This window comes from Streptomyces sp. NPDC107562 (assembly GCF_055657325.1).
Map to the genome: position 1 here is coordinate 16031 of NZ_JBVKBE010000015.1, position 24970 is coordinate 41000.

A 24970-nucleotide genomic window follows, 5' to 3' on the forward strand; every position below is an offset into this window, starting at 1 on the left:
GAGAGGGAGACCATGTCCGCCACACCCACCACGCCTCCACCGGCGCTGCGTCCCTACCTCACCGCCCGCCACGATCTGCTGTGGCAGGAGGCGGACGCCTTCGCGGCCGAGCACGTCGCGCCGCGCGCCGCGCGGATGGAGGCCGCTCCGGGCAGGGTGGAGCGCAAGGTCGCCGACCTGATGGCCGCCCGGCGGTGGTTCGCCGTCACCGTCCCGGCGGTCTTCGGCGGGCTGGGCGCCGGACACGTGGCCAGGACCGTCTTGGTCCACCGCATCGCGCGGGTCTCGGCGGCTGCCGCGGCCATCCTGCAGGCCACATTGATCCCCGTGGGCGCTCTGCTGCACTTCGCCACCTACGAGCAGAAGGGCCGCTGGCTTCCCCGGGTCGCGGACGGGTCCGTGCTGCTGTCGATCGCCGTGACCGAACCGCTCGCCGGCGGACACATCGGCGGCATCGAAACCACCGCCGAACACATCGGCAACCAATGGGTGATCACCGGCAGCAAGATCCATATCGGCAACAGCCACCTCGCCGGAGCCCACCTCGTCGTCGCCCGCACCGCCGCGGCCGGAGTCAGCACCTCACAGGCGCTGACCGCGTTCATGGTCGAAGCCGACCGCCCCGGACTTTCCGTCTCCGACCACCGTGCCGGGCTCGGTCTGCATGGCTTCTCCGCCGGCCGCCTCGACCTCGATCACGTCCGCGTCCCCGAGGACAACGTGGTCGGGGAGATCGGCCAGGGACTGGCCGTGGCCCAGAGCAGCAGCATCCTCTACGGCCGCCCCAACCTGGCCGCCGTCAGCCTCGGCATCCACGAAGCCGTCGTGGACACCGCCACCGCCCGGCTCAAGACCCGCCCCCGCTACCAGGGCGCCCTGTCCGACCTGCCGGTCCTGCGGGACCGCGTCGGCGGCATGGAAGCCCGCCTGCGCGCCGCCCGGATACTCGCCTACCAGGCCGTGCACCTCCTCGACCAGGGCCTGCCCTGCGACACCGACCTGATCAATTCGAAATACCTCGGCCACCAGTGGGCCGTCCAGTCCGCCCAGGACGCCATGGAACTGCACGGCGCCAACGCCCTCGATGGCGACTACATCGTCCAGCGCCTGTGGCGCGACATCCAGCACACCTACCCACCGGCCGGAACCGGCGAAGTCCAGCGCATACGCCTGGCCGACGCCGCCTTCGCAGAGGACCACATCCAGTGGTCCGAGCGCCTCGCCGCCGAAGCCGCCTGGGCACGACCCGATCCGACCGCCGCATGAGCCCCCGTGCGCGGCACCCCGTGACTCCCCATCGCCGCGCACGGGCCCGTGCCGCCGGCCCCCGTCCCCCGCGGGGACCGGCGGCACCCCTCCCAGTGACCATCCACTCAGCCGAGAGAGACACCGTGACCCCGCCCGTGACGACCAGCGCACCGATCACGCCCCTGACGCCGACCCTGCAGCGCGTCGCCCAGCACCTCGCGAACGGCCTCACGGCCAAGGAGATTGCGGCAGAGACCAGCCTGTCGGCCGTGACCGTCCGCCAGTACATGCGCGACATCCGTGAGAGCCTGCACTGCCCGCCCCGCTGCAAGCCCCCGGTGATCGTGCACCGCCTGTTCACCACCCAGCAGGTGGCCTCACCCACGGCGGACCGGCCAGCGCCATCCCTCACCCCGGAGCAGCGGCTGCTGCTCCGAGCCGTCGCCGAGCACAGCGACCCCCGTGACATCGCCGTCGCCGCCAAGCTCGCCCCCGCCGACCAGCGCGCCGCACTCGACCAACTCCTCGCCGACACGGGCGCGCGGGACACCACCCACCTGGTGATCCTTGCCCACGGCTGGAAGCTGCTGCCGACCGACCCGGCGGCGCGGAGCGGAGCGAGCCAGTGAGAAGGCCCCCCACTCCCCTGGCCAACGAGGGGGCTCCGGCTTCCACCTCGTTCGCAGCGAAGTACCCGGGCGCCGTGTACGCGGTGCGCAGGTTACGTACGGACGCCGAGCGCGCGGAAGCCGCTGCCCTCGTGCAGGACCGGCAGCGCTGGCTCACCCTGCGCGGTCTCCCCGTGCCCGCCCAAGCCGACGTGCCGGCCCTGTTCCGCGACCCGCACACGACGTCGGCCGGTCTGTGCGAGGACGGAAAGCTGCTCGCCTGCATGGTCCCCGCGCGCGACCCCGGACTCAGCTGGGGCGAAGGCCCCTGCCTCCGCCTGGGCCACGTCCACACGCTGCCCGAGCAACCCGACGACATCACCCGGCTGATCACCCTATGGGCCTCCGACTTCGCCGCCCGGCAGAGCCTCCCGCTCGTACGGGCCGAAATCCTGGCGCGCCACACCCTGCAAGCCGAACCCATCGCCGCCCTGCTGCGTCGGCTCACGGACATGGGCTGGGATGTACGCGGTTCCGGCCCAGGACGAGAGGGTGACCGAGTGGCCCGCCTCGAACTGGCCGCCGAGCACCGCCCCCGACTCAGCACACTAATCAGCTGCCAAACCCAAGCTCCCCATCTTGCCGCGGAAGAAGGGAGCAGCACGTGACAACCGAAAAGCCGCAGCGGCCCGACATCGCCCGCGAGCTGATCGCCCGCGCCACGGAATCGGCCGCGCACCGGGCCACACGCGTACGCAACCAGCTCGACGGCGTCCAACTCGGCCGTGGTCGGCACACCGACTACGCCAACGCCAAGTTTCTGCGCCGCGTCCTGGGCGAATACGAGTGGCCCGGCCACCGCCTCGTCGGCCCTGCTGCTGCCCGAGCCGCCTGGAGCATCGCCCTGCACAGCGACCACGACCTCGTCTTCCAGCGCGCCGCCACCATCCTGCTCGGGCGTGCGGTCGAGGCCGGCGACGCGCTCGTCCACCACTGGGCACACCTGCACGACCGCACCCTCATCAACACCGGCCAGGACCAGGAGTACGGCACCCAGCTCCTGCTGAACGCCGACGGGATCGAGCTGTGCCCGCTACGTGCGCCGGAGTCCGTCGACGCACGCAGGGCAACCGTGGGCCTGCCGCCGCTTGCCATCGCCCTCAAGGCGGTGCGCCGCCGCTACACGCCGGACCACTCTGCCGATGAAACCCCGACCGTCGTCCTCGCGGGGGCCGCGTGAACAGGGGCCTCCAGGTTCCAGTCGGCCTGCCGGCCGCAACCCCGCCCTGCGAAAGGATCGTTGACCGATGAAGCTCACCACCGCCGTCCTGACTGCCGGTGCGGCCGTCTCCCTCACCACCGCCGTGGTCGGAGCCGCCCGGCTCAGGCAGGACGCGCGGCACCAGACCGAGCGCAACGAGACGGTTCTCGCCCGCAACCAGCTCGACTGGTTGGCCCAGATGTCCACCAACCCTGACCTCGCCAAGCTCTGGACGCCCGAGGACATGGACGTCGAGGAGTACATGCAGTTGCTGAAGGCCAATCAGCTCATCTGCATGCTCAGCCTGCGCAACCGCCTCGGCTGCGTGCGCGCCGGACATCTGCCGTGGTACGCCGCGAAGCTGATGGAGAGCGGCGTCTGCCAACGTTACTGGAAGCGGTTCGGCGGCCTCCGAGCCGAGGAGGCCGAGGGCGATGAGCAGGCCGAGCACTTCACCCGGGTGCTGGACCAAGCCGCCAAGAATCCCCCGCGGGCAGAGGCCGCTACGGCCTGACGGCACCACACCGACTCCCCGGCGCGCGACCACGCAGGCGCCTTCACCGCCCGTCGCCGTCTGGTGGCAGACCCCGGGGTCCGACCGGGCCTCGGCATCCCGCACCACCCACTCCTAGGAGGCATGCATGACCGCCATCCAGGCCGAGAGGCCGACCGCTCCCGCGCAGGCGAACCTCGCGAAGACCGACAACGACCCGTTCCAGCTCGACATCACCTTCATCGAGGGCACGCCGGCGACCGAGACGGTCCTGATGTGCAGCACGGGCGACACCTGCGGCAGCTCCTGCCCCAGCGCCTGCACCACCTCGTAGGCCGGGACACCCCGGCAACGAGGGCCGGACGGGGACTCTCCCCGTCCGGCCCGCCCAGCCCGCCACACCAGAAGATGAGGAGAGCCCTGATGACACGGCGACGGCCCACTCTGTACGAGGCCGCGGGGCAGGCCATGCTGCGCGCCGCGGTGCACACGACCGAGCCCGCCATGCCGCCCTGGCCGTCATCCACGGCGCCCGTGGAAGAGTGGCGCGCGTGGCTGCGCACGGTGTGGTCCGACACCGACTTCCGCCGGACCGTGACGCAGGCGAGCCCTCACCTCGCCGAGCAGCTGCAGGGCATCATCGACTGCCACACACCGAAGGCGCGCCGGATGCGCCGGGCGGCGCTGGCCAGCGCCCGCTACGCCATCCGCTACGCCCGCCGCTCCACCCCCTTCGGCCTGTTCGCCGGCGTCGCCCCGCTCGGCTTCGACCAGACCACGTCCGTCCGCATCGGCGACGAGCACCAGGTCGTGGCTCGCCCCGAGCCGGACGGACTCGAGAAAATGCTCAGCGCCTGGGAGAGCGACGCGGCGCGCATGGCCGACGCCGAGGTCTGCGTCAACACCTTGATCCGGCAGCGCGACCAGCACATCCACGTACCGTCCGAGGGCGACGCCGAGTTCCGCCTGGCTCTGAGCCCCGCACTGCGTCTCGTACTCGACCTGGCCCGATCACCCATCGCGTACCGCCAGTTGACAGAGAAGCTGGCCGCGGAGTTCCCCGCTGTGGACGGCACCGCGCGTGACCGGTTGCTCAGTGAACTGCTGCGGGTGCGGCTGTTGCGCTCGTCGCTGCGTGCGCCCGCCACCGTCGCCGATCCCACCGACGTCTTACCGCCTGCGGCGCGCGCTCAGACAGCTGGCCTGCGGGCCGCGTGCGACCTGCAGCTGGACGCCGACGTGCGGCTGCCTGAGCAGGTGCTGACCGAAGCGGAGACCGCGGCGACCGTCCTGACACGCCTGGTCACCCATCCGAACGGGACACCGACCTGGCGTCGGTGGATCGAGCAGTTCTCCGAGCGCTACGGCGAGAGCACCGCGGTCCCGGTGGAGGTGGCCACGGACCCCGACCGGGGCGTGGGCTTCCCGGCCGGGTTCGTCACGGCGAGCGAACCACCCAGGCCGATGTCCCGGCGCGACCGCATGCTGCTGGAGCTGGCCGGCACCGCCGCCGCCGAAGGCAGCCGCACCGTCACGGTGACCGGAGCGATGATCGAGGAACTGGAGGCAGCGGCCGGCGGCAAGCCTCGCAACGCGGCGCCCCACCTCGAACTGGCCGCACAGGTCCACGCCACCTCCGTCCCTGCCCTGGACCGGGGTGACTTCCGGCTGCGCGTTCTGACCGTCTCCCGCTCAGCCGGATCGATGACCGGCCGGTTCTGGCACCTCTTCCCCGGCACCGAGACGGCGTACGCGACCCTGCCCACCGTCGATCCGGAGGCGGAACTCGCGCAGCTCTCCTTCCACGCCGGGCGGGTGGCGGCCGATCTGCTCACCCGCGCGCCCCAGGCTCAGCCCCGGATCGTGAGCGTCGGCGAATACCGCCACCCCGCCCCGCACGTCCTCTTCCCCCGCGACCTCGCGGTCACCGTCACCGACGGCCGCCCCCAGCTGGTGGAATCCGCAACGGGCAAGCCGCTGGAGCTACTGGCCCCCACCGCCATCAACTTCCTGTGGAACAACTACACCCCGCCGATGGCCCGCTTCCTCGGCGAGATCAGCAGGGCCACCTCCTCGCAGGTGACCTGGTTCGACTGGGGCGCCGCCTGGACCCTGCCCTTCACCCCGGCCCTCACCTACCGGCGCACCATCCTCACCACCGCTCGGTGGAAGATCCGCAGCCGCACGCTGCCCGCCCGCACCGCACCACTCCAGCAGTGGGCGGACCAACTCCACGCCTGGCGTGCCCGGTTCCGGGTGCCGGAGCGGGTCCTGCTCGCCGAGGACGACCAGCAACTGCCCCTCAACCTGTCCCGCGACATCGACCTGGACCTCCTGCGCGCGCACCTGGACGCCAGCCCCTTCGGCATCGCCACCCTGCACGACGCGCCCCCTCCGGACGCCGACGGGTGGATCGGCGGCCGGGCCCACAGCATCGTCGTCCCCCTGGCCAGGCGCTCATGACCGCGACGACCGTGCCCCGCACGCAGGACCTGTCCGAGGGCACCCTGGGGATGGCCCTGCTCGACATCGAGCGCCGCGACCTGTCGACCGCCCGCCGCCACCTCACCCAGGCCACCGCCCGAGGGGTCAGCACTGGCAGCAACGCCAGCCTCTTCCACGGCGCACCCGCCCTGGAGTTCGTCCTGACCCGCGCCCACGGAGCCGACGACAACGTCCGCACGGCCGTCGACCGCGTCGTGGACGCCCGGCTCGCCGCCGCCCACCGCCGCCAGGCTGCCGGCGCGCTGCCCCACCTCGCCGAATGGGACCTCATCCGCGGCCTGACCGGACTCGCCGCCCTCCTGCTCTCCCGCCAACCGCCCGCGCCCCGGCTGCCCGACGTGCTCACCTGCCTCGTCGCGCTCGCCCACCCCACCCCCGGTGACGGCCGGACACTGCCCGGGTGGTGGTCGCCTGTCGGCCCCGACGGGAAGGAGATGGCCGGCGGGCACAGCAACAACGGCATGGCTCACGGCATCGCCGGGCCCCTTGCCGTGCTCTCCCTCGCCCTGCGCGAAGGCATCAGCGTCCCCGGTCAGGAGGAAGCCGTCGACACCTTCGCGACCTGGCTCGACCGGCACGGCGCCCACTACTGGTCCACCGCAGCCCACCTGGATGCCGACCAGCCGCCCGCGCCTGAGCCGACCCGCCAGTCCTGGTGCTACGGCCAGCCCGGCATCGCCCGCGCCCAGCAGCTCGCCGCGCTCGCCCTCGGCGACCCCGCCCGCCGCCGGGCGGCCGAGGACACCATCGAGACCACCCTGACCGACCCGCTGCACCTCGCCCGCATCACCGACTCCACGCTCTGCCACGGCTGGGCCGGGCTGCTGACGCTCACCCGCGCGGTCGCCGCCGACAGCCCCGCACCCGACCGCTTCAGCCCGATCATCCAGGACCTGCACCGACGGCTGGCCACCAGCTGGGAGCGCCTGCCCAAACCCGGATTCATGGAAGGCCGCGCCGGAGCCCAACTCGCCCTGCAGGCACCCGATGCCACCGGCTGGAGCCGCGCCCTCCTGCTCACCTGACCCCGAACCTGCCGACGTGCAAGGAGTTGCCTCCCCATGACCTTCGACGACGAGAACCTGCCGACCCCTCCGGCCACGTCCTGGTGGCACGCATCCGTGGCCTTCGCCGACCCGCACGTGGACGCCGCTCGGGCCCTGGCGTCCGCGCTGGCGAAACTCCGCTTTCACTTCCTGCGCAAGGACGCCGGCGTGCGCCTGCGCACCGAACAGCCCGTCGTCGACTTGCTGGACCAGCTCGTCGCCGACGGAGTGATCACCGGCTGGGTGGGCGGGATCTACGAGCCGGAGACGCACGCCTTCGGCGGCCCCGAGGGCATGGAGGTTGCGCACGACGTGTTCTGCGCCGACAGCCCGGCCGCGCTCGCCGAGACCGGCACCCCCGGCGCCCGCGAGCGCAGCGTGATGCTGCTGTCCGCCATGATCCGCGAGGCCGGGCTGGACCCGTTCGAAGCCGGAGACGTCCACGCCCAATGGGCCACCCTACGTCCCCCCATCACCCCGCCCCAGGGCCCCGCGCTAAAGCAGGCCGTCTCCGCTATGCGGCGGCTCATGAACGCGGACGCCGCCCTACGCCCCGACGCGGAAGCCGGCTGGGTCGAGCGCGTCGCCGCGTTCGAGGACGCCGGCCGTCGGCTGCGCCGGCTCGCCGCCGACGGCCGACTGATACGCGGAATCCGGGGCATCATCGCCCATCACGCGATCTTCGCGTTCAACCGCGCAGGCGTTCCTGCCGACGTGCAGGCCGCCACCGCGTGGCTCGGCCGTCACGTCGCCTTCTCCACACAAGAAGGAGCTGACGTGTCTACCCGCAAGTCCGCCTCGGCGGACCCTAGCCTCCCCCGAATGGAGACCACCGTGACACCCGAAACCGGCCCCCACCAGCTGCACGAAGCCCTCACCCAACGGCTCGTCGACAGCAGCCACTTGCGCAGCCAGGCGGCCATCGACGCCTTCCGCACCACCGACCGGCACGCCTTCCTGCCCGGCGTCGACCTGGAGAGCGCGTACAAGGAGGATGCAGTCCCGATCAAGCACGACGAGCACGGGGAGATGATCTCCTGCATCTCCGCGCCGTCCATCGTCGCCACCCAGCTCGAACAGATCGGCGCCCAGCCCGGTCACAAGGTCCTGGAAGCCGGAGCGGCCACCGGCTACAACGCCGCCCTCCTCGGCAAGATCGTCTCCCCCGGCGGGCAGGTGTGGACGCTCGACGTCGACCAGGACCTCGTCGCCGGCGCGAGCAAGAACCTCTCCGAGGCCGGCATCGCCAACGCCACCGCGGTCATGGCCGACGGCGCGGCCGGACTGCCCGAACACGCCCCCTACGACCGGATCATCTTCACCGTCGGCACCGGCGACGTCCCCGTGAAGATCCTCGACCAGCTCGCCCCCGGCGGGCGCCTGGTCCTGCCGATGCGCATCCGGGGCAGCATCTCCCGCTCCTTCGCCTTCGAACGCGACGGCGACACGTGGAAGACCGCCTCCTGCGAGATGGCCACCTTCATCCCGCTGCGCAAGGGCATCTGCGACGACGTGTACACGCTGGTGCCGATGGCCGGCGAGGGCAACGTGCGCCTGGAAACGTTCAGCGAGCAGGACGTCGACCGCGACGCCCTGGGTACCGTCCTCGACCAGCAGCAAACCAAGATCTACACCGGGGTGAAGTTCCGCCAAGGCTCGGCGTGGGAGTGGCTGTACCTGTACCTGGCCTGCGTGCTGCCCAACGGCCTGTCCCGCCTGCCGGGCCAACGCCCCGGCTTCACCCCGCACTTCGGGTGGGGCTCCATGGCCGCCCTCGACGGCGGGTCGCTCGCGTACCTGACCATCCGCGAGGGCGAGGACGAGCAGGGCCGGTACTGGGAGGTCGGCGTGATCGGCCACGGCGAGGGCGGCGCCGGCCTCGCCGAGCGCGTGGTGAGCGAGATCCGCGCCTGGAACACGACCGGCGGCAACGACGCCCCCGAACCGGGCTTCCGGATGGCCGTCGCGGACTCGCGCGACCGGCTGACGGCGGACGACCCGCGCTTCGTCGTCGACAAGCCGTACAGCCGACTGGTCGTCGACTGGGCGCGCAAGGGCTGAACCGATAACCCCCGCGATAGCCAGCCGCGTCCCCCTGGTCCGCCGCACCAAGGCGCCCGCGCTCCCCTTGGAGGAGCGCATCAACCACCTCACCGGGCTGACCGTCGCGCCCGCGGATGCGAGCCACCACGACCTGGTGGCTCGCACCTGCGGGGTCCTCAACTACGCGGCGCTCATCGCCTCCGACGTCGGCCTGCCCGACCTGGCCGAGGATCTGTGCTGGCGCCAGCACCAGGTCTTCGCCAACGCCGGACGCCTCAGCGGACGAATCGCGGTCATGTCGCTGATGCCGCTGGTCAACCTCGCCCGGCTGCAGACCCGCGCCGGCCACGGCGAACTCGCCTACAGCTTGTTGCACTGCCTCAACGACGCCGCCCGGCACCGTAACAAGACCGACATCAACGGCCGCACCGTCGACCTCTCGACCCTCACCGGCACAGACGAGGACCACCGCACGGTGTGCCAGGAGCTGTACGTCACCCTGCTCGTGGACGGCGCCCGCGCCCTCGCCCAGATCGGGCGGTGGACCGAGGCCGCCGACGCCATGGCCCAGCACCGCGGCATCGGCAACCGCCTCCTCGACGGCCGCCAGATCAAGATCATGGCCCTGATGGAGCAGGGCCTGGACCAGCAGGCCCGCGACCTGATCGACACCACCCAGCCCGCCGAGCCCTGGGAGAAAGCCGTCGCGCTCCTCCTGCACGCGCACTGCCAGCCTGCCGAGGCCCCCGTCCCCGGAGACGATCTCGACCGCACCGTGGAGGAAGCCGTCCAGCTCCTTGCCCATCCCGATCCGCCGACCGCCGTCTTCCAGACCCGCACGGGCCTGTCCGCCCTGGAACTGGACCACGCTGGCCGCCATCATGCCCGGATACTCGACTCCCTCCTCAGCGTCGCCCGACTCGACGCCTACGCCGCACGAGAGGCTCTGCATCACCCCGTCGCCGCGTCAGCCCTGGACGACCAGGCGACGGGGGCGCTGACCGCGGTGATCGACGCGGCCGGACTGGGAGCCGGCGCTCTGTCCGCCCCCGACCACGAGGCCCTGACGGGCGCGGTCGGCCACGCCGAGCGGGAGCTGGAAAGGCTGCTGCAGTCCGATTCCAATCCCGGTTAGGAGGCGGGCGACCTGCGGTGCCGCGGCGTACTGCCCACGCGGTGTGGCGGTGTCGGCCTTTCGGCCATTTCCTGCCCGCAGCCGCTCCAAGCCAGGCCAGGGATGTGGCGCCTGCGGGTTCCACGGACGCAGGGAATCACGGGCTTTCCAGCACGACCGAATGACGTGTGTTCGATATCGCGCCCGCGTCGTTAGACCTCACGACCTTGCCGCAGCGACCGTCCCAGGGGGAACGATGACCTCGGCCATTACGCAGGACCAGCCGCCGCAACCACCCGAGGGGACCGCGCCGGACGACGAACAGCAGGATGCCGGTGTTCGAGAAGAGGAATACCTCTATCGCGACGAGTCGAGGCTCCGGGCCGGGTCCCTGTTGACCTCTCGCACCATGGCGCGGCGCCTGCCCTCGCTGGTGCGGCGCTCGGTGCGGATGGCCTGGCGCGTGGACCGCGGCGCGACCGTCGGCCTGTTGATGTGCCAGATCGGGACGGGTGTCCTCGCGGCCCTCGGCCTCCTGGCCGTCACGGGCACGATCACGGCGCTGGTCTCCTCAGGCGACATCACCGAGCGGCTGTGGGACGCCGCCCCGCAGCTTGCCGTGATCGCCGCCGCCGCCGGCCTGCGCGCGTTGATGGGTATCGCCGTCGTCTGGCTCACCGGGCGTCTGCGTCCGGTGCTCGGCCGGGCGGCGGAGCTGACGATGATCGAGGCCGCGCTCGGCGCGGAACTGGCCGCCAACAACAAGCCCGGCTACAACGACGCCTACGACATCGCCGACCGCGGCGCCCAGGTCACCCCCGACCTCGTCGAAGAAGCGCAGGACGTGCTGGCGGCCACCGCCACGCTGGCGGCCGGCGCCACCGTCCTGACCGTCCTGCACCCCCTACTCCTCCCCCTGCTCTTCCTCGCGTGCCTGCCGCAGGCCGCCGCATACGTGCGCTCCGCGCGGGTGCTCTACCTCGCCGGGCTGGAGACCTCCGGGCGGCGCCGGATGCTGAGCAAGCTCCGCTGGCACATGGCCTGTCAGGAGTCCAGCGAGGAGATGCGTGCCTGCCTCGCCGGCCCCTTCCTGATCGGGCGGTACCGGCGGCTGGCCGCCTCGGTCAACGCCGCCGAACGCCAAGCCGCGAACACCGGTGCCTGGATGGGACTGGCCGGAGCCGTGGCCGGCGGGATCGCCTCGACCGCGGTGTGGGCGGCGCTGCTGTGGCTCCTGGCCTCCGGGCGGATGAGCCTGGCGGCCGGCGGCGGCGCCGTATTCGCCCTTCAGACCGCCACCGGCTCAGTGCGCGGCATCATCAACGGCGGGGCCCGCCTGGTGCGCACCGGCTGGTACGTACAGGACTGGCAGAACTTCCTCGACAACGCTCACGGCCAGGCCATGATCGACTCACGCGGCACCGCGTCGCTCCCCGCGGCCCCGGAGCGCTTCGAGGTCCGTGACGTCACCTACCGCTACGACGGCGCCCCCAAAGACAGCCTGAGCAACGTCTCCCTCCATGTGAAGCGCGGCGAGATCGTGGCGCTGGTCGGGGAGAACGGCTCCGGCAAGACGACCCTCTCACGCCTGCTGTGCGGGTTGCTGCTGCCCACCGAGGGCGACGTGGCCTGGGACCACGCCTCCACGGCGGACCTGGACCCGTGGGGGTCGTGGGAGCACGTTGCGCTGGTGCCGCAGAAGTTCACCTACCTGCCGCTGACGATGCGCGACAACATCACCTTCGGGCAGGGCGACACCAGCGACGCCGCCCTGCTCGCCGCGTGCGAGGCGTCCGGCGCCGCGGAGATGCTTCCCAGGCTCCGCTCGGGCCTGAACACCCTCCTGACCAGCGAGTGGTTCGGAGGACAGCAGCTCTCCGGCGGGCAGTGGCAGCGCCTGGTCCTCACCCGCGCGTTCCATCGGCGGGCGGCACTGCTGGTGATGGACGAACCCACGGCCGCCCTCGACGCCCGCGCCGAGCACCGGATCTTCGCCGGCCTGCGCGAACTGGCCAAGGACCGCGCCGTCCTGCTGATCACGCACCGCCTCACCAACGTGGCCGTCGCCGACCGGATCGTGGTCCTGGACCAAGGGCGGATCGTCCAGGAGGGCACCTACGCCCAACTCACGCAGCAGCCGGGGCTGTTCCGGTCCCTGTGGGAGCTGCAACTCCGGATGAGCGGCGACGCCCCCTGATCACCTGGCCGCGCCGGGCCACCGGTCCGCCGGATAGAGGCACCAGCCCGTTCCCGATACGCCCTCCGCCCCACGTCCCTCTGAGGTAGTCCCCATGTCGTTATCGCACCACCACATCCGCACCACCGTCGATACCTACCTCGCCCGTCACCCTCACGAGCGCGAGCAGCTCAGCGTCCTCCTGGGCGCCCTCGACCGGCCTGGCGAGGACATCGCCAGCCGCTCGACCTTCACCGGGCACGTCACCTGCGGCGCGATCGTCGTCGACCAGCTCGGCCGCGTCCTGCACGTGCTGCACCTGGCTAGCGGGAAGGTCCTCGTTCCCGGCGGACACACTGAGCCCACGGACGACTCCCTGGCAGCGGCGGCTCTGCGGGAGCTGCACGAGGAGACCGGGATCCCGGCTCGGGCCGTCACGTCGTGGCCGGGCTACGAGACCGTGCCGCTGGACATCGACATCCACGACATCGACGCCCATCCGGGCAAGGGCGAGCCCGGACACCAGCACTTCGACCTCCGGTTCCTCTTCCGTCTGCAGACGACCGAGGTGTCGGTCGTGCTGCAGGAAGAGGAGGTCGGCGGCATCGAGTGGCGTCCCGTGGACCGGGTGACCTCGCCGGCACTGCGCGAGAAGCTGCTCAAACTGCCGCTCCAGGTCGACCTGGAGACGGCCAATGCCTCGGCCCTGGTCTACAACGACCGCGGCGAGTACCTGCTCCATCTGCGCGACTACTTCCCCGGTCAGATCTGGGAGCCGGGCATGTGGTCCCTGCTCGGCGGCGGCCGAGAGCCCCAGGACGCCACCCTGGAACACACCGTGCGGCGCGAACTGGCCGAGGAAGCCGGTCTCGATCTCGCCGACCTGTCCCCGTTCGCCACCGAGTACGCCTCCCACGACGACGGCGCAACCGTACCCATCGCCATCTACGCCGGCCGCTGGAACGGCGACCCGCGCGAACTCCACCTGACCGAAGGGGTGATGCTCGCCTGGTTCGCCCCCGACGACCTTCACCGCCTGCGCATCGCGGACACCACCAGCGACCTCGTACGGCGCCACGCCGCCAGCCTCCCGACGACGCAGAGCGGCCCCGATCCCGAGGAACAGCATCTGGCGTCACCGCACGGCACGGTCCCCAACATCATCGGCGTCCACCTCTACCTGGAACGCCCCGACGGGACGGTGCTGCTCGGGCTGCGCCACCCCGACTCCGCGTTCGCGCCGTCCACCTGGCACGTCCTGGCCGGCCACTGCGAGCAGGAGAACGCCATCGACTGCCTGATCAGGGAGGCGATGGAGGAAGCCGGGCTGCGCATCGAGCGCCAGGACGTGGAACTCGTCCATGTCGTCCACCACATCGGTCAGCCCAGGAACCCGCCCCGCATGGGCCTGTTCTTCCGCGCCCGTACCTGGGGTGGCGAGCCGGTGCTGCGCGAGCCGGACAAGTGCACCCAATGGAAGTTCTGGGATCCCGCCGCCCTTCCCGACGACCTTGTCCCCTATACCCGACTGGCTATCGCGAAGATCCAGACCGGCGAGCTGTACAGCGAGACGGGCTGGCCCGCATGACCGGCGCATCGACCAGCGCATCCAGTCGCGTGCCCACTGCGAAAGCGACCGGGCGTCCAGATACCCGCCTCGTGGTGATCCGCGGCAACTCGGCGTCCGGCAAGTCGAGCGTGGCCCAGGGCCTGCGAGATCGCTACGGCCGCGGTATCGCGATCGTGGGCCAGGACATGATCCGCCGGAACGTGCTCAGGGAGCACGACACCGCGCGAGGCGCCAACATCGCCCTGCTGAGCACGATCGCCCGCGCAGCCCTCGACGCCGGCTTCCACGTCGTCCTTGAAGGGATCCTGTACGCCGATCGCTACGGCCACATGATCACGTCTCTGGTACGGGACCACCGCGGCGTCTCCAGGTGCTACTACCTGGACGTTCCGCTGGAAGCGACGTTGGTACGGCACGCGTCAAAGGCGGATGCCGCCTACCTGGCGCACGTCACCGACGACCACCTCACCTCCTGGTACCGCGAGCTAGACGTGCTGCCCGGCGGTCTGGAAACCGTGGTCCCGCCCGACAGCACGCTGCAGGACACCGTCGCCCGGATCGTGCGCGAGACCGATCTGACCGCTGCCGCCCCCGCCTCGCCACCTCAACGCAATCCGTCACAGGGAGACTCGATGATTCCTCCGGTGCTGATGTCCGATCCGCAGGTCGCGGCGATCCGCGTGCGCGAGTGCGGAGAGCCGCTCGTCGACGTGCGCGACCACGACTTCCGCGTCGATCCCCGCAAGCAAGACCCTCTGGGGGCGTTCGCCCGCGTCCGTGAAGGCGTCCTGGCCCGGTTGAAGCATGCCCGCTCGCTCCTGCCCGCCGGCACCGACCTGCTGTTCATCGAGGGCTACCGGCCGCTGGCCCTCCAGCAGCGCTACTTCACTGACTACCGTGACGCGCTGGCCGCAGCTCACCCTGACTGGGCACCTGAGCAGCTGCACCAGGCCGCCAGCCGGTACGTGTCGCCGCCAGAGATCGCGCCTCACTCCGCGGGCGCGGCCGTGGACGTGACCCTCGTCGACCAGGACGGCCACGAACTCGACCTCGGCACCCGCGTCAACGCCTCTCCCGAGGAGAGCGACGGCACTTGCTTCACACACACCCCGAATCTCAGCGAACACGCGCGCCGCCACCGCACCTTGCTGCTCAACGCCATGGAGGGCGCGGGATTCACGAACTACGGCACCGAGTTCTGGCACTTCTCGGCAGCAGACCGGTACGACGCCCTGATGCGGCAGGAGCCGCACGCACGCTACGGACCGGTCGAACTGCCGTAGCACGCCCGTGGACTCGTCCACGGCGCGCCTCACGGCCGCAACGGGCGGAGAGCATCGAACGGAGACACGTATGCCTGACGACACCCAGCAAGCGGTCCCGCCTGTCCCGAGCCCGGCGGCCGGAGATGAACCGCCCGAGCACCATATGCACCTGCTCGGGCGGTACTACCGCCAGGTGGAGGCAGGGCGCAAGACCATCGAAGTGAGGGTGGCCACCGCGAACAGGCGCGCCATCAGCGTCGGCGAGACAGTCGTCTTCCACGACCGGGACACAGGCCGGGAACTCGACGTCATCGTGCAGCGGGTCACCCCGTACCCCTCCTTCGCGGACCTGCTCCGCTCGGAGGACACCTCACGTATCAACCCGGACGGGTCGCCCGATCAGCTGCTCGCCGACCTGCGCGGCATCTACCCGCCGGCCAAGGAAGCCCTCGGCGTTCTCGCCCTCGCGTTCGACCACCGCCCTGCCCGGCCCGGCCGCGCCCTGCCGATGACAGCCGAGGAGTACGCGCAGACCGTCCCCCATCACACGGTGTACGGCTGCCTGTACATCCGCGACGAACATGACCGTCCGGTCCAGCTCCGTTCGGTCTATGGCTCGAGGCTCTGGCAGTTCCCCGGCGGCAACCTGGATGCCCCGGGCGAGGACCCGCTGCAGACCGCCCGGCGGGAGACGGTCGAGGAGACCGGCCTGGAACTCGCCCTCAACACGCCGACCCTGCTGCTGACGCACTTCCTCCACGCGGGACCGCGCCAGCCGCTGAACAAGGTGGGGCTCGTCTTCGACGGAGGCCAACTGACCGCCGACCAGCTCGACCGGATTCGCCTCGACCCGGCGGAACACGATATGTGGGCCGTCCACGACCTCGCGACCTGGCAGGAGCTGATGGCCCCACGAGCCTTCGCGCGCCTCGACGCCATCGAACGAGCCCGACGCGGCGAGGGCCCCGCCTACTTGATCACACACACCTGACCCCCAGAACACCCGCCCACTAGGAGGCAACCGTGCCCGCCGAGGACACCAACACCCGGGCCTGGCTGATCTACGGCCAGCGCCAACTCGCTCGCGCCTACGCCCCGCCCGTCCCCGAACGGCTCGGCTGGACGCCCTGGGAAGGCATCGGGCCGGGAGCAGAAGTCCTCGGCGACGTCACTGGCCGCCGCGTCCTGGACATCGGTTCCGGGGCCGGCCACCACGCCGTTCACCTCGCCCAAGTACACGGAGCGCGGGTCACCGGCATCGAGCTGTCCCCGACCCAGCACGAACGGGCCGTCAGCACCCACGTGGACGTGGACGGCGTGGAGTTCGTCCGGGCAGACGTGGCCGAGTACCTGGACGGAGCCGAGCCTTTCGACGCCGCGTACGCGATCGGGACGCTCGCCTTCATCGACCCGCACCGCTCACTGGCTGCGCTGCGCGATGGTCTGCGTCCCGATGCCCCGCTGATCCTTTCGCTCCTGCACACCGATCTCCACGGCCACGGTCCGTCCACGGCAGTGGCGCCGCGCGAGCAGATGATCCTGCTGCGCGACGACCCGCCGTTGCCGACGCAGATGTGGGTCCTGGCACCGCAGCTATGGGAGGACCTGCTCACCGAGTACGGCTTTCGCGTCGAAGCCATCGACCTGTTCCCGCACCCCGGCGAGAACGCCAAGGTAATCCAGCAGCTCATCCGCGCCCGGCGCCTTCCCGACCGGCCGACGCGCGTCTCCAGCCGACCCCGCAGCACCCGAGGCCCGGCCGCCCACGCGGCAGTCGGCGTCGGAGCGATCCTGCTCAGCGAGCAGGGCATCCTGCTGGGCCGACATCGCCGCGGCACCCTCGAACTACCCGGCGGCAGCGTGGAGGCCACCGGAGAATCCTTCGAGGAGGCGGTCGTCCGAGAACTCGCCGAGGAGACCGGCCTGGTCGCTCAGACCGGCGACGTGGAACTCCTGGGCACGTTCGTCGATCACGTCGAGGGGGTCTTGCGGGTCACCGTCGGCGCGCTCGTCCACGCCTGGCAAGGACAGCCACTGACGCAGCCGGACGAGAGCGTCGGCGACTGGGCGTGGTACCCGCTCGACCAGCTCCCCAACGGCCTGTTCGTATGCAGCGCCCAGATCCTCACGTCCTGGCGGCCCGACCTGCCCGTCGACCACCCGCCGGCGCACTTCACCGCCTTCGCCCCAGCCAAGTAGGCCGCGCTGACTGCCGCCTCCGATGCCCTCCCGCGACACGACGTACGTGTCGCATCCCCGGTAGCAACACACACCGCTCAACACCAAGCTGGAGTTCTTCATGCCTCACCTCTCCATGCGCCGGTCCATAACCTCAGACGGCGCCGTCGGTACCGACCGACTGCACGATCTGCAGCAGGTCGCTCTTCGCCACGGAGTCCCTGTCGAGGACGTGCTGCTGATCGCCGTCAACCTGTACGGGATCACTTCTGACCACGACCGTCACCGGGCCCGGGTCAACCTACGCCTCGTACGCCGCCCCGACACTGCCTGGCAGATCATCGTCCCGCTGAACCAGCCGGCCAGCCCGTTCCGGCTGCGTGGCGACGACTTATCGCTGAACGGCGCGGTGGTCGCGCACGTCGAGCGCATTGATGCCGACGAGGCAGTTGGAGGCTACTTCCGCAACGGTGGCCGGGCCGCGACCCTCAACCCCAATGCCCGGAGCCGGTGTGTCGGGTGCGGCTGGTGCCCGAACACCCTGGAGGCCGCCGCCGATCCGAGGATGCAGGAGGACCAGGGCCTCGATGCACTCCTGCGGGCCCTCAGCAAGCAGGCCGCAATTTGGCCGAGTTGGAGGAGGTCACCGTCTCCACCGGCTGCTTCGAGCGCGAAGGCGCCGCAGTCGCGCACCTGACCGCTCTGCGACCCGCCCTGGAGCGGGCCGGCGTCACGGCCCGGATTGGCTTCCTCACCTCCGTGCTGCGCAGTGACGAGGTGTTCGAGGCCATCGCGTCACAGGTGTCGCCGTTCGTGCTCAGGCTCACGACTGAGCATTTCACCCGGCGCGAGGCCCTGATGAAGGCGAACAAGGCCGACCTTGGGCCGGCCAAGATGCCGGACTTGCTGGCACGGGCGCGTAAGGCAGGGCTGGACACCTCGTACACGTACATCGTCGGCCTGGACCCGATGGACGACCTCGCGCGCGGGGTGAACAAGCTTGCGGACGAGGTCACCGCGTTCCCGAACTTCCAAGTCTTCCAAGCACACACGGTGATCATGCAAGGGATGCGGACACCGGGCGCGGAGAGCCTGGAGTACTACCTGCAGGCGCGCACGGTGATCGAGCGGGCCATGGCGGCGACCGGGCTGCGGCCGGTGGGCTGGGAGTGCTACCGGCCGCTGTGGTATTTCACCTTCGCCGGAGAGGACCTCGTCGATGGACCCCGCTGACGCGGTCATCGATCGGGTGCGGGTCGAGCGCCTCGACGAGAGCGTGGCCGGTCCGTGGAAGGCGGGCGACAGTCGGCACGCGGTAGTGGTCGAGGCCAGCGGGGAGACCGGGGTGTTTGCCCCGGTCGACGAGCTGCCCGCCGCGCTCGTCGCCACCCGGCTCGGCCAGAGCGCGCTGCGGCACCACGTGGCCGACCACACGGGACTGCTGCGCAGGCTCCTGGCCGAACTCGGCCCGCACGCAGAAGGGCTCGGGCGCTGGGCGGTCGGGGTGCTGGACTGCGCGGTCTGGGACCTGCACGGCCGCCTCGCCGACCTCCCTGTCGCGGCTCTGCTCAGCGACCGGCCCGCGCGGCGGGTGCCGGTCTACGCCTCCTGGCTCTCCCTAGACCTGGCTGCTGCCTCGGCCGCCGACTCCGTCAAGGCGACCGCTGGCGAGGGGTTCACCTTCACCAAGTGGGCTTTACGTGGCGGCGCAGAAGCCGCAGAGATGGTGTTGCTGGCCAGACGCGCGGCAGCGTGGGCGGGGCACAGTGTGGCGGTGGACGCCCTGGGCACCTGGGGCCACCTGCGGACCATGGAGGTCGCACCGCTCCTCGACCCGGAGACGGTGCGCTGGGTGGAGGACCCGCTCGCGCGGACCGACCGGACCGCGTACACCCGGCTGCGCAGCCGGTCGGAGGGCCTTCGGGTCGCGTTCGGCGAGCGGCTGTCCCACCTGGAGGACGCCAGGGGGTTGCTGGAGGACTGCCGGCCGGAGGCGTTCACGTTCGACGCGGTGTGGTGCGGCGGCATCACCGAGGCGCGAGGCTGGCTGGGCGCCGCCCACGACGCGAGGGTGCCGGTCCACCTGCACGGCCGGGCGTTCCTGCCCGCCGTGCACCTGGCCGCCGCCTTCCCCGACGCGGCGGGGGCGGTGGAGTACCAGGTGGTGTGGGAGCCGAGGCGGCAGCGGGCCCTGCGCGGCACGCTCCGGCCCGACGGCGGGCACGTCGTTCTCCCCGACCGGCCCGGCCTCGGGATGGAGGTGCGCCGGTAATGCCCAGGCACACCGGTGGACTGGCGGTCCACGGCCACCTGCGGCAGCGCGAAGGGAAGACGCTGCTCGTCGTGGACGAGCGGCTGAGCGGGCGCGATACCTTCCTGTCCACGACCCTGCGCCTCGAACAGCCGGTGCACCTGCCCGAAGTCGCGGTGCGGATCCTCACGTTCGACGACGTCACCGTTCTTTCTCCCCTCGCCCCGGTCCTGCCGCAGGAGCGAGCCGGCGAGGAGTGGAGCGGCACGCTGCTGATTCCGCACGGTGCCCGCCCGCCGGCGATCCCCGACGACCTCGCCCAGGCGGCTGCCGAAGCCGGCGTCGACACCGGTGGCTGGTCGCCGGCCGAGGCTCGGCAGCTGCTGACCTTCCTCGGCGAGGCCCGCTCCGCATCCGTGCGCACCGAGCGGATCGCCATGATCATCACGACTCTGGGAGGCCGTTCGTGAACGCGGCGCCAGTGCGGCTGGTGAGCCTCGATGTCGGGTACACCCTGGGCGAGCCGTCCGGGACGACGCTGACGCAGCGCCTGGTGGAGCTGTCCCCGCGCCCGGCCCGGGAGGCGAAGCGGGTCGCCCAGCGGATCCTGCACGCCCTGGACCCGAGCACCGATACGACGGGGCCGCAGACGGTGTGCGCCGCCCTGGGCATCGCGCCGTCCGCCTTCCCCCACGACCACCGTCCGCCCGCCTTCGCCCTGTGGCCCGGCGCGGTGGAGGCGGTGGCGCGGATCGCCCGGGTCGTGCCGGTGGTCACCCTGTCGAACGTGAGCCACTGGGACGAGCGGGAGACCGACGTCGCCGCCCTTCTCGCCCCCCACCTGCGGGCCCATCACCCTTCCTGGCGGATCGGGTTCGCCAAACCGGACCCGCGCGCCGTGGAGACTGTTTCCCGGCTGCACGACAGGGATCCCGCGGAGGTGCTGCACGTCGGCGACAGCCTCGACTACGACGTGCGCGGCGCTCTCGCCGCCGGAGCCCAGGCTCGGTGGATCACCCCGCGCCCGCCGTCGGCCGAAGCCCTCCGGCTGCTGGCCGAGCACCCCGGCCGGGTCGCGGTCGTACCGGGCCTCGCCCGCGCGGTCCGGTAGATCGAGCAGACCCTCCTCCCGTCAACCCACACGATCAGGAGCACCACCTCGTGAGCAAGAGCGAGTTCGACACCACCGCCCCGTTCTACGCCACCTACCGGCCCGGCATCCCGAAGGAGGCCGTCGAGCTGCTCGCCCGGCGGGTGGCCGGCCAGGAGCACCGGGTCCTGCTGGACCTCGGGTCCGGCACCGGGCAGGTCCCCCTCGCCCTGGCCGGGGAGGTGACGGAGATCGACGTCGTCGAGCAGGACGCGGGGATGCTCGCCGAGGCGGACAAGGCGCTGGCCGGGCTGCCGGTCACCGTCCGCCTGCACAACTCCCCGGCCGAGGACTTCACCCCGTCTGCCTCCTACCGGGCCGACCTGGTCACGGTCTGCCGCGCGTTCCACTGGATGGACCAGGACGTGGTGCTGTCGCGGCTGGAAAGCATGACCGCGCCGGACGCGACCGTCGCGGTCATGGGCGACGGCAGCCTATGGACCGCGCGCACCGCGTGGACCGACGCCCTGCGAGCCCTGATCCAGGAGTACCTGGGCGAGGAGCGGCGGGCCGGGGCGGGCAAGACGTACGCGGTGCACAACCGGCCGTACCGCGAGATCCTCGCCGAGTCCGCCTTCGGCCGGGTCGAGGAGCACACGATCGCCGTCGAGCGGGAGTGGAGCACCGACATGGTGATCGGCTACCTGTACTCGACGTCCTTCGCCGCCCGGCCGCTGTTCGGCGAGCAGGTCGATGACTTCGAGCGCCGTGCCCGGGCTCTGCTCGACGAGCACACGGCCGCCGGCGGGCTGACCGAGCACGCCTCCTTCCAGGTCGTCCTCGGCCGGCGCGGCTGACCCGGGCCCCCCTCTTCGCCGGGGCGGCCACCTTCCCGCCCCGGCCCTGTCCCGTTCTTCCGGAAGGAGATCCACCGTGCCCCGACCCGAGATATGGAGCGACGACGATCAGAGTCTGTTCGTCAACGACGGCGTCCTCATACGCCGTGGCCTGGTCCACGGCGACGTCCTGTCCCGGGCCCGTGACCTCGTCGGCGGCTGGCTGACCGAGGCGTACGACCCCGCGTGGCTCACCGCCTACACCGAACGCAGCTTCGCCCCGGAGCTGGAAGAGCACCCCCACCTCCTCGCCCTCTACCAGCACAGTGGGTTGGTGGAGCTGGCCGAGTACCTGCTGCGGCCCTCGTGCATCGCCCCGGTCACCCGGACGCAGATCCAGATCCGGCTGCCGCACGGCGCCGAGCAGCCGGTGAAGGCGATGCACGTCGACGGCGTCTCCTGCCCTCACCTGGAACCGTCCGACCTGCGCACGTTCACCTTCATCATCGGCGTCGTCCTGGACGGGAGCGCCACCGCGGACGCCGGCGCTCTGCACTACGTGCCCGGCGGGCACCACTGGATGGCCCGCTACTTCGCCACGGACTGGGTCCTGGGACAGCCGGCCCAGACCACCGACGACATAGACGCCCAGGACGGCACCGCCTTCACCGCCGAGCCCGGCGACGTGATCGTGATGCACCACCTCGTCCCGCACCGCGTCGGCATCAACACCAGCAGCATCCGAGGGTGATGGCGTACTTCCGTATCCAACACACCCAGCACCCCGACCTCGCCCTGGCCGCCCTGTCGAACCCGTGGCTGGAGTACCCGGCGCTCGCCGACCGCGCCCGCCTCGGCACCGCTTGAAGGGGCGGAGCACCGTGGATGTCCTCACCCCCGACCAGCTCCCCGCCGCCGCCCGGCTCCTGGCCGCCGGGCGGGTGGTCGCCGTGCCCACCCCGCGCTGGTACATGCTCTGTGCCCACGCCGCCGAACCGGCCGCCACGGACGCGGTCTTCCGCGCCAAGCAGCGCCCCACTGACAAGCCGCTGCTGCTCCTGCTCGACTCTTTCATCACGGCCGAGGACCTGTTCGACCTGAGCGCCGATGCCCGTCTGCTGGCCGGCGCCCTGTGGCCGGGGGACCTCGCGCTGCGCCTTCTGTGGAAGCAGGACGCGGAGACCGTCGCGGCGGTCGGCTCCCCGGCGCTCGCCGGATGCCCCGACGGGATCCTGGGCCGCCTCGTCGCCCTGGCCGGCGAACCGCTCGCCGCCGCCGTGTGCAGCATCTCCACCCCCGCCGCCGGCGAGAGGGACCACCCGGCGCTCACCGCCGCCCAGGTCGTCGCCTTCGAGGGGACCGCGGGGGCCGGGATCGCCGCGGTCGTCGACGGCGGGATCTGCCCGCACGGCCGGCACATGACCATCGTCGACTGCCCCGCGGGCGCCCCGGCCCGCCTGGAGCGGGAGGGCACCGTCCACGCCCGCGCCGTCGAAGCCGCCCTCACCCGGCAGGGAGGACCGCATGTGGGCTGACCTCGCCCGCCGCACGAACCGCCTGGTGCCCGACGCGTCGGTGGCCGCCGTCGCCGACGCGCTCGACTACCTCTGCCTCGCCCAGCTCTACCTGCGCGACAACCCGCTCCTGGCCCGACCGCTGACCCCGGCCGACATCAAGCCCCGGCCGGCCGGGCACTGGGGGGTGTGCCCGCCCGTCAACCGGATGCTCGCCGCCCTGGGACCGCTCCAGGCGGCCGTCCCCGACGGCTACGACCTGCACGTCCTGCACGGCGCCGGGCACGCCGGGCCCTCCGCCCTCGCCCACGCCTACCTCACCGGCCGACTCGGCCGCGCCCACTGTCGCCGGCAAACACACGCACCTCCAGCACCCGCTGGAGACCGTCGACGAGGAGCTGCGGCACGGGATCGCGATCTGGCCCCACCTGACCCACCCCGGCCCTGGCGAGCCCGGCCTGATCCTCGCCTCCGCCGGCGACCTGCCCGCCGAGGCCCTGACCACCCTCGCCCGGCGGCTGCGCGCCGAACGCCCCGGCCTGCGCCTGCGGTACATCCACGTCCACGACCTCACGGCCCTCGACGAGAACGGCACCGCCCCCTCGCCCTCGACCCGGACGCGTTCGCCCGCCACTTCGGCACCCGGGCGCCGATCATCCTGGCCACCAGCGGACACCCCGCCGACATCCACGCCCTCCTCGGCCGCCGCCACCCCGGGGCCCGGCTCGCCGTCCTCGGCTACCGCGACCCCGGCCGCCCCGTCTCCCAGGAACACCTCCGCCGCCTCTGCGGCCTCGACGAAGTCGGCCTGTGGAAGCTCGCCATCACCCTCCCCGACACCCCGAAGGAGACACCGGTCCCATGAGCACCCCGCTCCCGCCCGCCGCCCCCGACGCCGGCACCATCGACGCCTTCGACCGCGACGGGTACGCGGTCATCCGCGACGCGATCACCCAGGACCTCCGAGACCGGCTCCTGACCGCCGCCGAGAAGCTGCTGGCCAGCAACATCACCCAGGGCCGCGACCGAGGAGGCGACGGCAAGGACGGCTTCCGCGGATGCCTCACCCTCGACCGCGCCTTCCTCCCGCTCCTCGCCAACCCGGCCGTCCTGCCCACCGTCGTCCAGCTCCTCAGCCCCAACATCCACCTGCTCTCCGCCCACCTCATCGCCCTGCCCAGCGGCCAGCCCCGCACCATCCGCATCCCCGAGCGCCACGGCTGGCATCGCGACATGTACGGCGTCACCGCCGACCTTGGCTTCCCCCACACCCCCCGCATGGCCATCAAAGCGGCCCACTACCTCACCCCCGTCACTCCCGACTGCGGGCTGACGATGTTTTTCCCTGGCAGCCACCGCCTCACCGAAGAACCCGTCGTCCCCGCCGGCGCCATCGACCCGCCCGGCGCTGTTACGCCCGACATTGCCGGAACCGACGCAGTCCTGTTCGAGAACCGGACGTGGCACACCGGAGGCATCAACTTCTCCGGCCGCCCCCGCATCGCCCTCATGCTGCAATACGGGTACCGATGGCTCCACCCCGTCGACGACCCCGCCACCGACCTACGGAAAGACCCCACCCTCACCCCGATCGAGCAGCAGCTGCTGGGAGTGCCCGACCGCCACCCGGACGGATCCCTCGCCAAGGGCAGCGGAGCCGCCTCCATCCGCTCATGGTGGGAATCCCGCCCGTGGACGTCCACGTCTGCTTAGCCTCTGCAACCTTCGGCGGAGCCTTAGTGACACCGGAACAACGGACGGCGGGTCTGAGA

Annotated in this window: 24 protein-coding genes and 2 pseudogenes; all 26 read left to right on the forward strand. The window is 71.6% G+C overall.

Annotated features, from left to right (window positions below; translation table 11 throughout):
• The first annotated feature begins 12 nt into the window (after positions 1-12).
• The 26 genes and pseudogenes from ACZ7LV_RS31420 to ACZ7LV_RS31545 all read left to right on the forward strand — a co-directional run bounded on the left by ACZ7LV_RS31420 (position 13) and on the right by ACZ7LV_RS31545 (position 24911).
• Positions 13-1266 carry an acyl-CoA dehydrogenase family protein gene (locus ACZ7LV_RS31420; protein ID WP_471944315.1) on the forward strand — a complete coding sequence of 418 codons (1254 nt, stop codon included), beginning with the start codon at positions 13-15 and terminating at the stop codon, positions 1264-1266.
• Between the two features lie 137 nt (positions 1267-1403).
• Entirely contained in the window at positions 1404-1877 is a 474-nt protein-coding gene (locus ACZ7LV_RS31425; RefSeq protein WP_471944317.1) for a LuxR C-terminal-related transcriptional regulator, read from the forward strand.
• Positions 1878-1951: 74 nt separating this feature from the next.
• Positions 1952-2524 carry a hypothetical protein gene (locus tag ACZ7LV_RS31430; RefSeq protein ID WP_471944318.1) on the forward strand — a complete coding sequence of 191 codons (573 nt, stop codon included), beginning with the start codon at positions 1952-1954 and terminating at the stop codon, positions 2522-2524.
• Complete coding sequence (locus ACZ7LV_RS31435) at positions 2521-3096, forward strand: DUF6624 domain-containing protein (protein WP_471944320.1); 576 nt, start codon at positions 2521-2523, stop codon at positions 3094-3096. The genes ACZ7LV_RS31430 and ACZ7LV_RS31435 overlap by 4 nt, the downstream gene beginning before the upstream one ends.
• A 67-nt stretch (positions 3097-3163) precedes the next feature.
• Positions 3164-3631, forward strand: a complete 468-nt coding sequence (locus tag ACZ7LV_RS31440) for a DUF6082 family protein (RefSeq protein ID WP_471944322.1) — start codon at positions 3164-3166, stop codon at positions 3629-3631.
• Between the two features lie 127 nt (positions 3632-3758).
• The gene (locus ACZ7LV_RS31445) at positions 3759-3944 is read left to right on the forward strand and encodes an FxLD family lanthipeptide (protein ID WP_471944324.1); all 186 of its coding nucleotides are present in this window, start codon (positions 3759-3761) and stop codon (positions 3942-3944) included.
• Between the two features lie 89 nt (positions 3945-4033).
• Positions 4034-6073: a lantibiotic dehydratase family protein gene (locus ACZ7LV_RS31450; protein WP_471944326.1), complete on the forward strand. Its 2040-nt coding sequence runs from the start codon at positions 4034-4036 to the stop codon at positions 6071-6073.
• Complete coding sequence (locus ACZ7LV_RS31455) at positions 6070-7140, forward strand: lanthionine synthetase C family protein (protein ID WP_471944328.1); 1071 nt, start codon at positions 6070-6072, stop codon at positions 7138-7140. The genes ACZ7LV_RS31450 and ACZ7LV_RS31455 overlap by 4 nt, the downstream gene beginning before the upstream one ends.
• Positions 7141-7176: 36 nt before the next feature.
• On the forward strand, positions 7177-9222 hold the full coding sequence (gene fxlM, locus ACZ7LV_RS31460) for a methyltransferase, FxLD system (protein ID WP_471944330.1): 2046 nt from the start codon (positions 7177-7179) through the stop codon (positions 9220-9222).
• 67 nt (positions 9223-9289) lie between these two features.
• Positions 9290-10339 carry a hypothetical protein gene (locus tag ACZ7LV_RS31465; protein ID WP_471944332.1) on the forward strand — a complete coding sequence of 350 codons (1050 nt, stop codon included), beginning with the start codon at positions 9290-9292 and terminating at the stop codon, positions 10337-10339.
• A 235-nt stretch (positions 10340-10574) separates the two neighbouring features.
• Positions 10575-12515: an ATP-binding cassette domain-containing protein gene (locus tag ACZ7LV_RS31470; protein ID WP_471944334.1), complete on the forward strand. Its 1941-nt coding sequence runs from the start codon at positions 10575-10577 to the stop codon at positions 12513-12515.
• Between the two features lie 94 nt (positions 12516-12609).
• Positions 12610-14082, forward strand: coding sequence for an NUDIX domain-containing protein (locus tag ACZ7LV_RS31475; protein WP_471944336.1), 1473 nt, complete (start codon positions 12610-12612; stop codon positions 14080-14082).
• Entirely contained in the window at positions 14079-15347 is a 1269-nt protein-coding gene (locus ACZ7LV_RS31480) for a M15 family metallopeptidase (protein ID WP_471944338.1), read from the forward strand. Before ACZ7LV_RS31475 ends, ACZ7LV_RS31480 begins: the two co-directional genes overlap by 4 nt.
• A gap of 70 nt (positions 15348-15417) precedes the next feature.
• Entirely contained in the window at positions 15418-16320 is a 903-nt protein-coding gene (locus ACZ7LV_RS31485; protein ID WP_471944340.1) for an NUDIX domain-containing protein, read from the forward strand.
• 32 nt (positions 16321-16352) lie between these two features.
• On the forward strand, positions 16353-17528 hold the full coding sequence (locus tag ACZ7LV_RS31490; protein ID WP_471944342.1) for a bifunctional class I SAM-dependent methyltransferase/NUDIX hydrolase: 1176 nt from the start codon (positions 16353-16355) through the stop codon (positions 17526-17528).
• Positions 17529-17628: 100 nt separating this feature from the next.
• Entirely contained in the window at positions 17629-18204 is a 576-nt protein-coding gene (locus ACZ7LV_RS31495) for a hypothetical protein (RefSeq protein ID WP_471944344.1), read from the forward strand.
• Entirely contained in the window at positions 18141-18740 is a 600-nt protein-coding gene (locus tag ACZ7LV_RS31500; protein WP_471944346.1) for a hypothetical protein, read from the forward strand. Before ACZ7LV_RS31495 ends, ACZ7LV_RS31500 begins: the two co-directional genes overlap by 64 nt.
• Complete coding sequence (locus tag ACZ7LV_RS31505; protein WP_471944348.1) at positions 18727-19779, forward strand: enolase C-terminal domain-like protein; 1053 nt, start codon at positions 18727-18729, stop codon at positions 19777-19779. Before ACZ7LV_RS31500 ends, ACZ7LV_RS31505 begins: the two co-directional genes overlap by 14 nt.
• On the forward strand, positions 19779-20228 hold the full coding sequence (locus ACZ7LV_RS31510) for a hypothetical protein (protein ID WP_471944350.1): 450 nt from the start codon (positions 19779-19781) through the stop codon (positions 20226-20228). Before ACZ7LV_RS31505 ends, ACZ7LV_RS31510 begins: the two co-directional genes overlap by 1 nt.
• Complete coding sequence (locus ACZ7LV_RS31515) at positions 20225-20869, forward strand: HAD family hydrolase (RefSeq protein WP_471944352.1); 645 nt, start codon at positions 20225-20227, stop codon at positions 20867-20869. Before ACZ7LV_RS31510 ends, ACZ7LV_RS31515 begins: the two co-directional genes overlap by 4 nt.
• 50 nt (positions 20870-20919) lie before the next feature.
• Complete coding sequence (locus ACZ7LV_RS31520; RefSeq protein ID WP_471944354.1) at positions 20920-21705, forward strand: class I SAM-dependent methyltransferase; 786 nt, start codon at positions 20920-20922, stop codon at positions 21703-21705.
• Positions 21706-21781: 76 nt separating this feature from the next.
• On the forward strand, positions 21782-22435 hold the full coding sequence (locus tag ACZ7LV_RS31525; protein ID WP_471944355.1) for a phytanoyl-CoA dioxygenase family protein: 654 nt from the start codon (positions 21782-21784) through the stop codon (positions 22433-22435).
• A gap of 130 nt (positions 22436-22565) precedes the next feature.
• Positions 22566-23219 carry an L-threonylcarbamoyladenylate synthase gene (locus ACZ7LV_RS31530; protein ID WP_471944357.1) on the forward strand — a complete coding sequence of 218 codons (654 nt, stop codon included), beginning with the start codon at positions 22566-22568 and terminating at the stop codon, positions 23217-23219.
• Positions 23209-23493 (forward strand): annotated as a pseudogene (locus ACZ7LV_RS31535) (phosphoketolase family protein); the annotation flags it as partial. The gene ACZ7LV_RS31530 and the pseudogene ACZ7LV_RS31535, both read left to right, overlap by 11 nt.
• 133 nt (positions 23494-23626) lie before the next feature.
• A pseudogene (locus ACZ7LV_RS31540) lies at positions 23627-24063 on the forward strand (phosphoketolase family protein).
• Positions 24060-24911, forward strand: coding sequence for a phytanoyl-CoA dioxygenase family protein (locus ACZ7LV_RS31545; protein ID WP_471944630.1), 852 nt, complete (start codon positions 24060-24062; stop codon positions 24909-24911). Before ACZ7LV_RS31540 ends, ACZ7LV_RS31545 begins: the two are co-directional and overlap by 4 nt.
• The last annotated feature ends 59 nt before the right edge of the window (positions 24912-24970 follow it).

Coding starts and splice junctions, on each gene's coding strand:
- ACZ7LV_RS31420 (WP_471944315.1), top strand. CDS start 13: ATGTCCGCCACACCCACCACGCCTCCACCGGCGCTGCGTCCCTACCTC.
- ACZ7LV_RS31440 (WP_471944322.1), top strand. CDS start 3,164: ATGAAGCTCACCACCGCCGTCCTGACTGCCGGTGCGGCCGTCTCCCTC.
- ACZ7LV_RS31445 (WP_471944324.1), top strand. CDS start 3,759: ATGACCGCCATCCAGGCCGAGAGGCCGACCGCTCCCGCGCAGGCGAAC.
- ACZ7LV_RS31450 (WP_471944326.1), top strand. CDS start 4,034: ATGACACGGCGACGGCCCACTCTGTACGAGGCCGCGGGGCAGGCCATG.
- ACZ7LV_RS31455 (WP_471944328.1), top strand. CDS start 6,070: ATGACCGCGACGACCGTGCCCCGCACGCAGGACCTGTCCGAGGGCACC.
- fxlM (WP_471944330.1), top strand. CDS start 7,177: ATGACCTTCGACGACGAGAACCTGCCGACCCCTCCGGCCACGTCCTGG.
- ACZ7LV_RS31470 (WP_471944334.1), top strand. CDS start 10,575: ATGACCTCGGCCATTACGCAGGACCAGCCGCCGCAACCACCCGAGGGG.
- ACZ7LV_RS31475 (WP_471944336.1), top strand. CDS start 12,610: ATGTCGTTATCGCACCACCACATCCGCACCACCGTCGATACCTACCTC.
- ACZ7LV_RS31480 (WP_471944338.1), top strand. CDS start 14,079: ATGACCGGCGCATCGACCAGCGCATCCAGTCGCGTGCCCACTGCGAAA.
- ACZ7LV_RS31485 (WP_471944340.1), top strand. CDS start 15,418: ATGCCTGACGACACCCAGCAAGCGGTCCCGCCTGTCCCGAGCCCGGCG.
- ACZ7LV_RS31495 (WP_471944344.1), top strand. CDS start 17,629: ATGCCTCACCTCTCCATGCGCCGGTCCATAACCTCAGACGGCGCCGTC.
- ACZ7LV_RS31505 (WP_471944348.1), top strand. CDS start 18,727: ATGGACCCCGCTGACGCGGTCATCGATCGGGTGCGGGTCGAGCGCCTC.
- ACZ7LV_RS31510 (WP_471944350.1), top strand. CDS start 19,779: ATGCCCAGGCACACCGGTGGACTGGCGGTCCACGGCCACCTGCGGCAG.
- ACZ7LV_RS31545 (WP_471944630.1), top strand. CDS start 24,060: ATGAGCACCCCGCTCCCGCCCGCCGCCCCCGACGCCGGCACCATCGAC.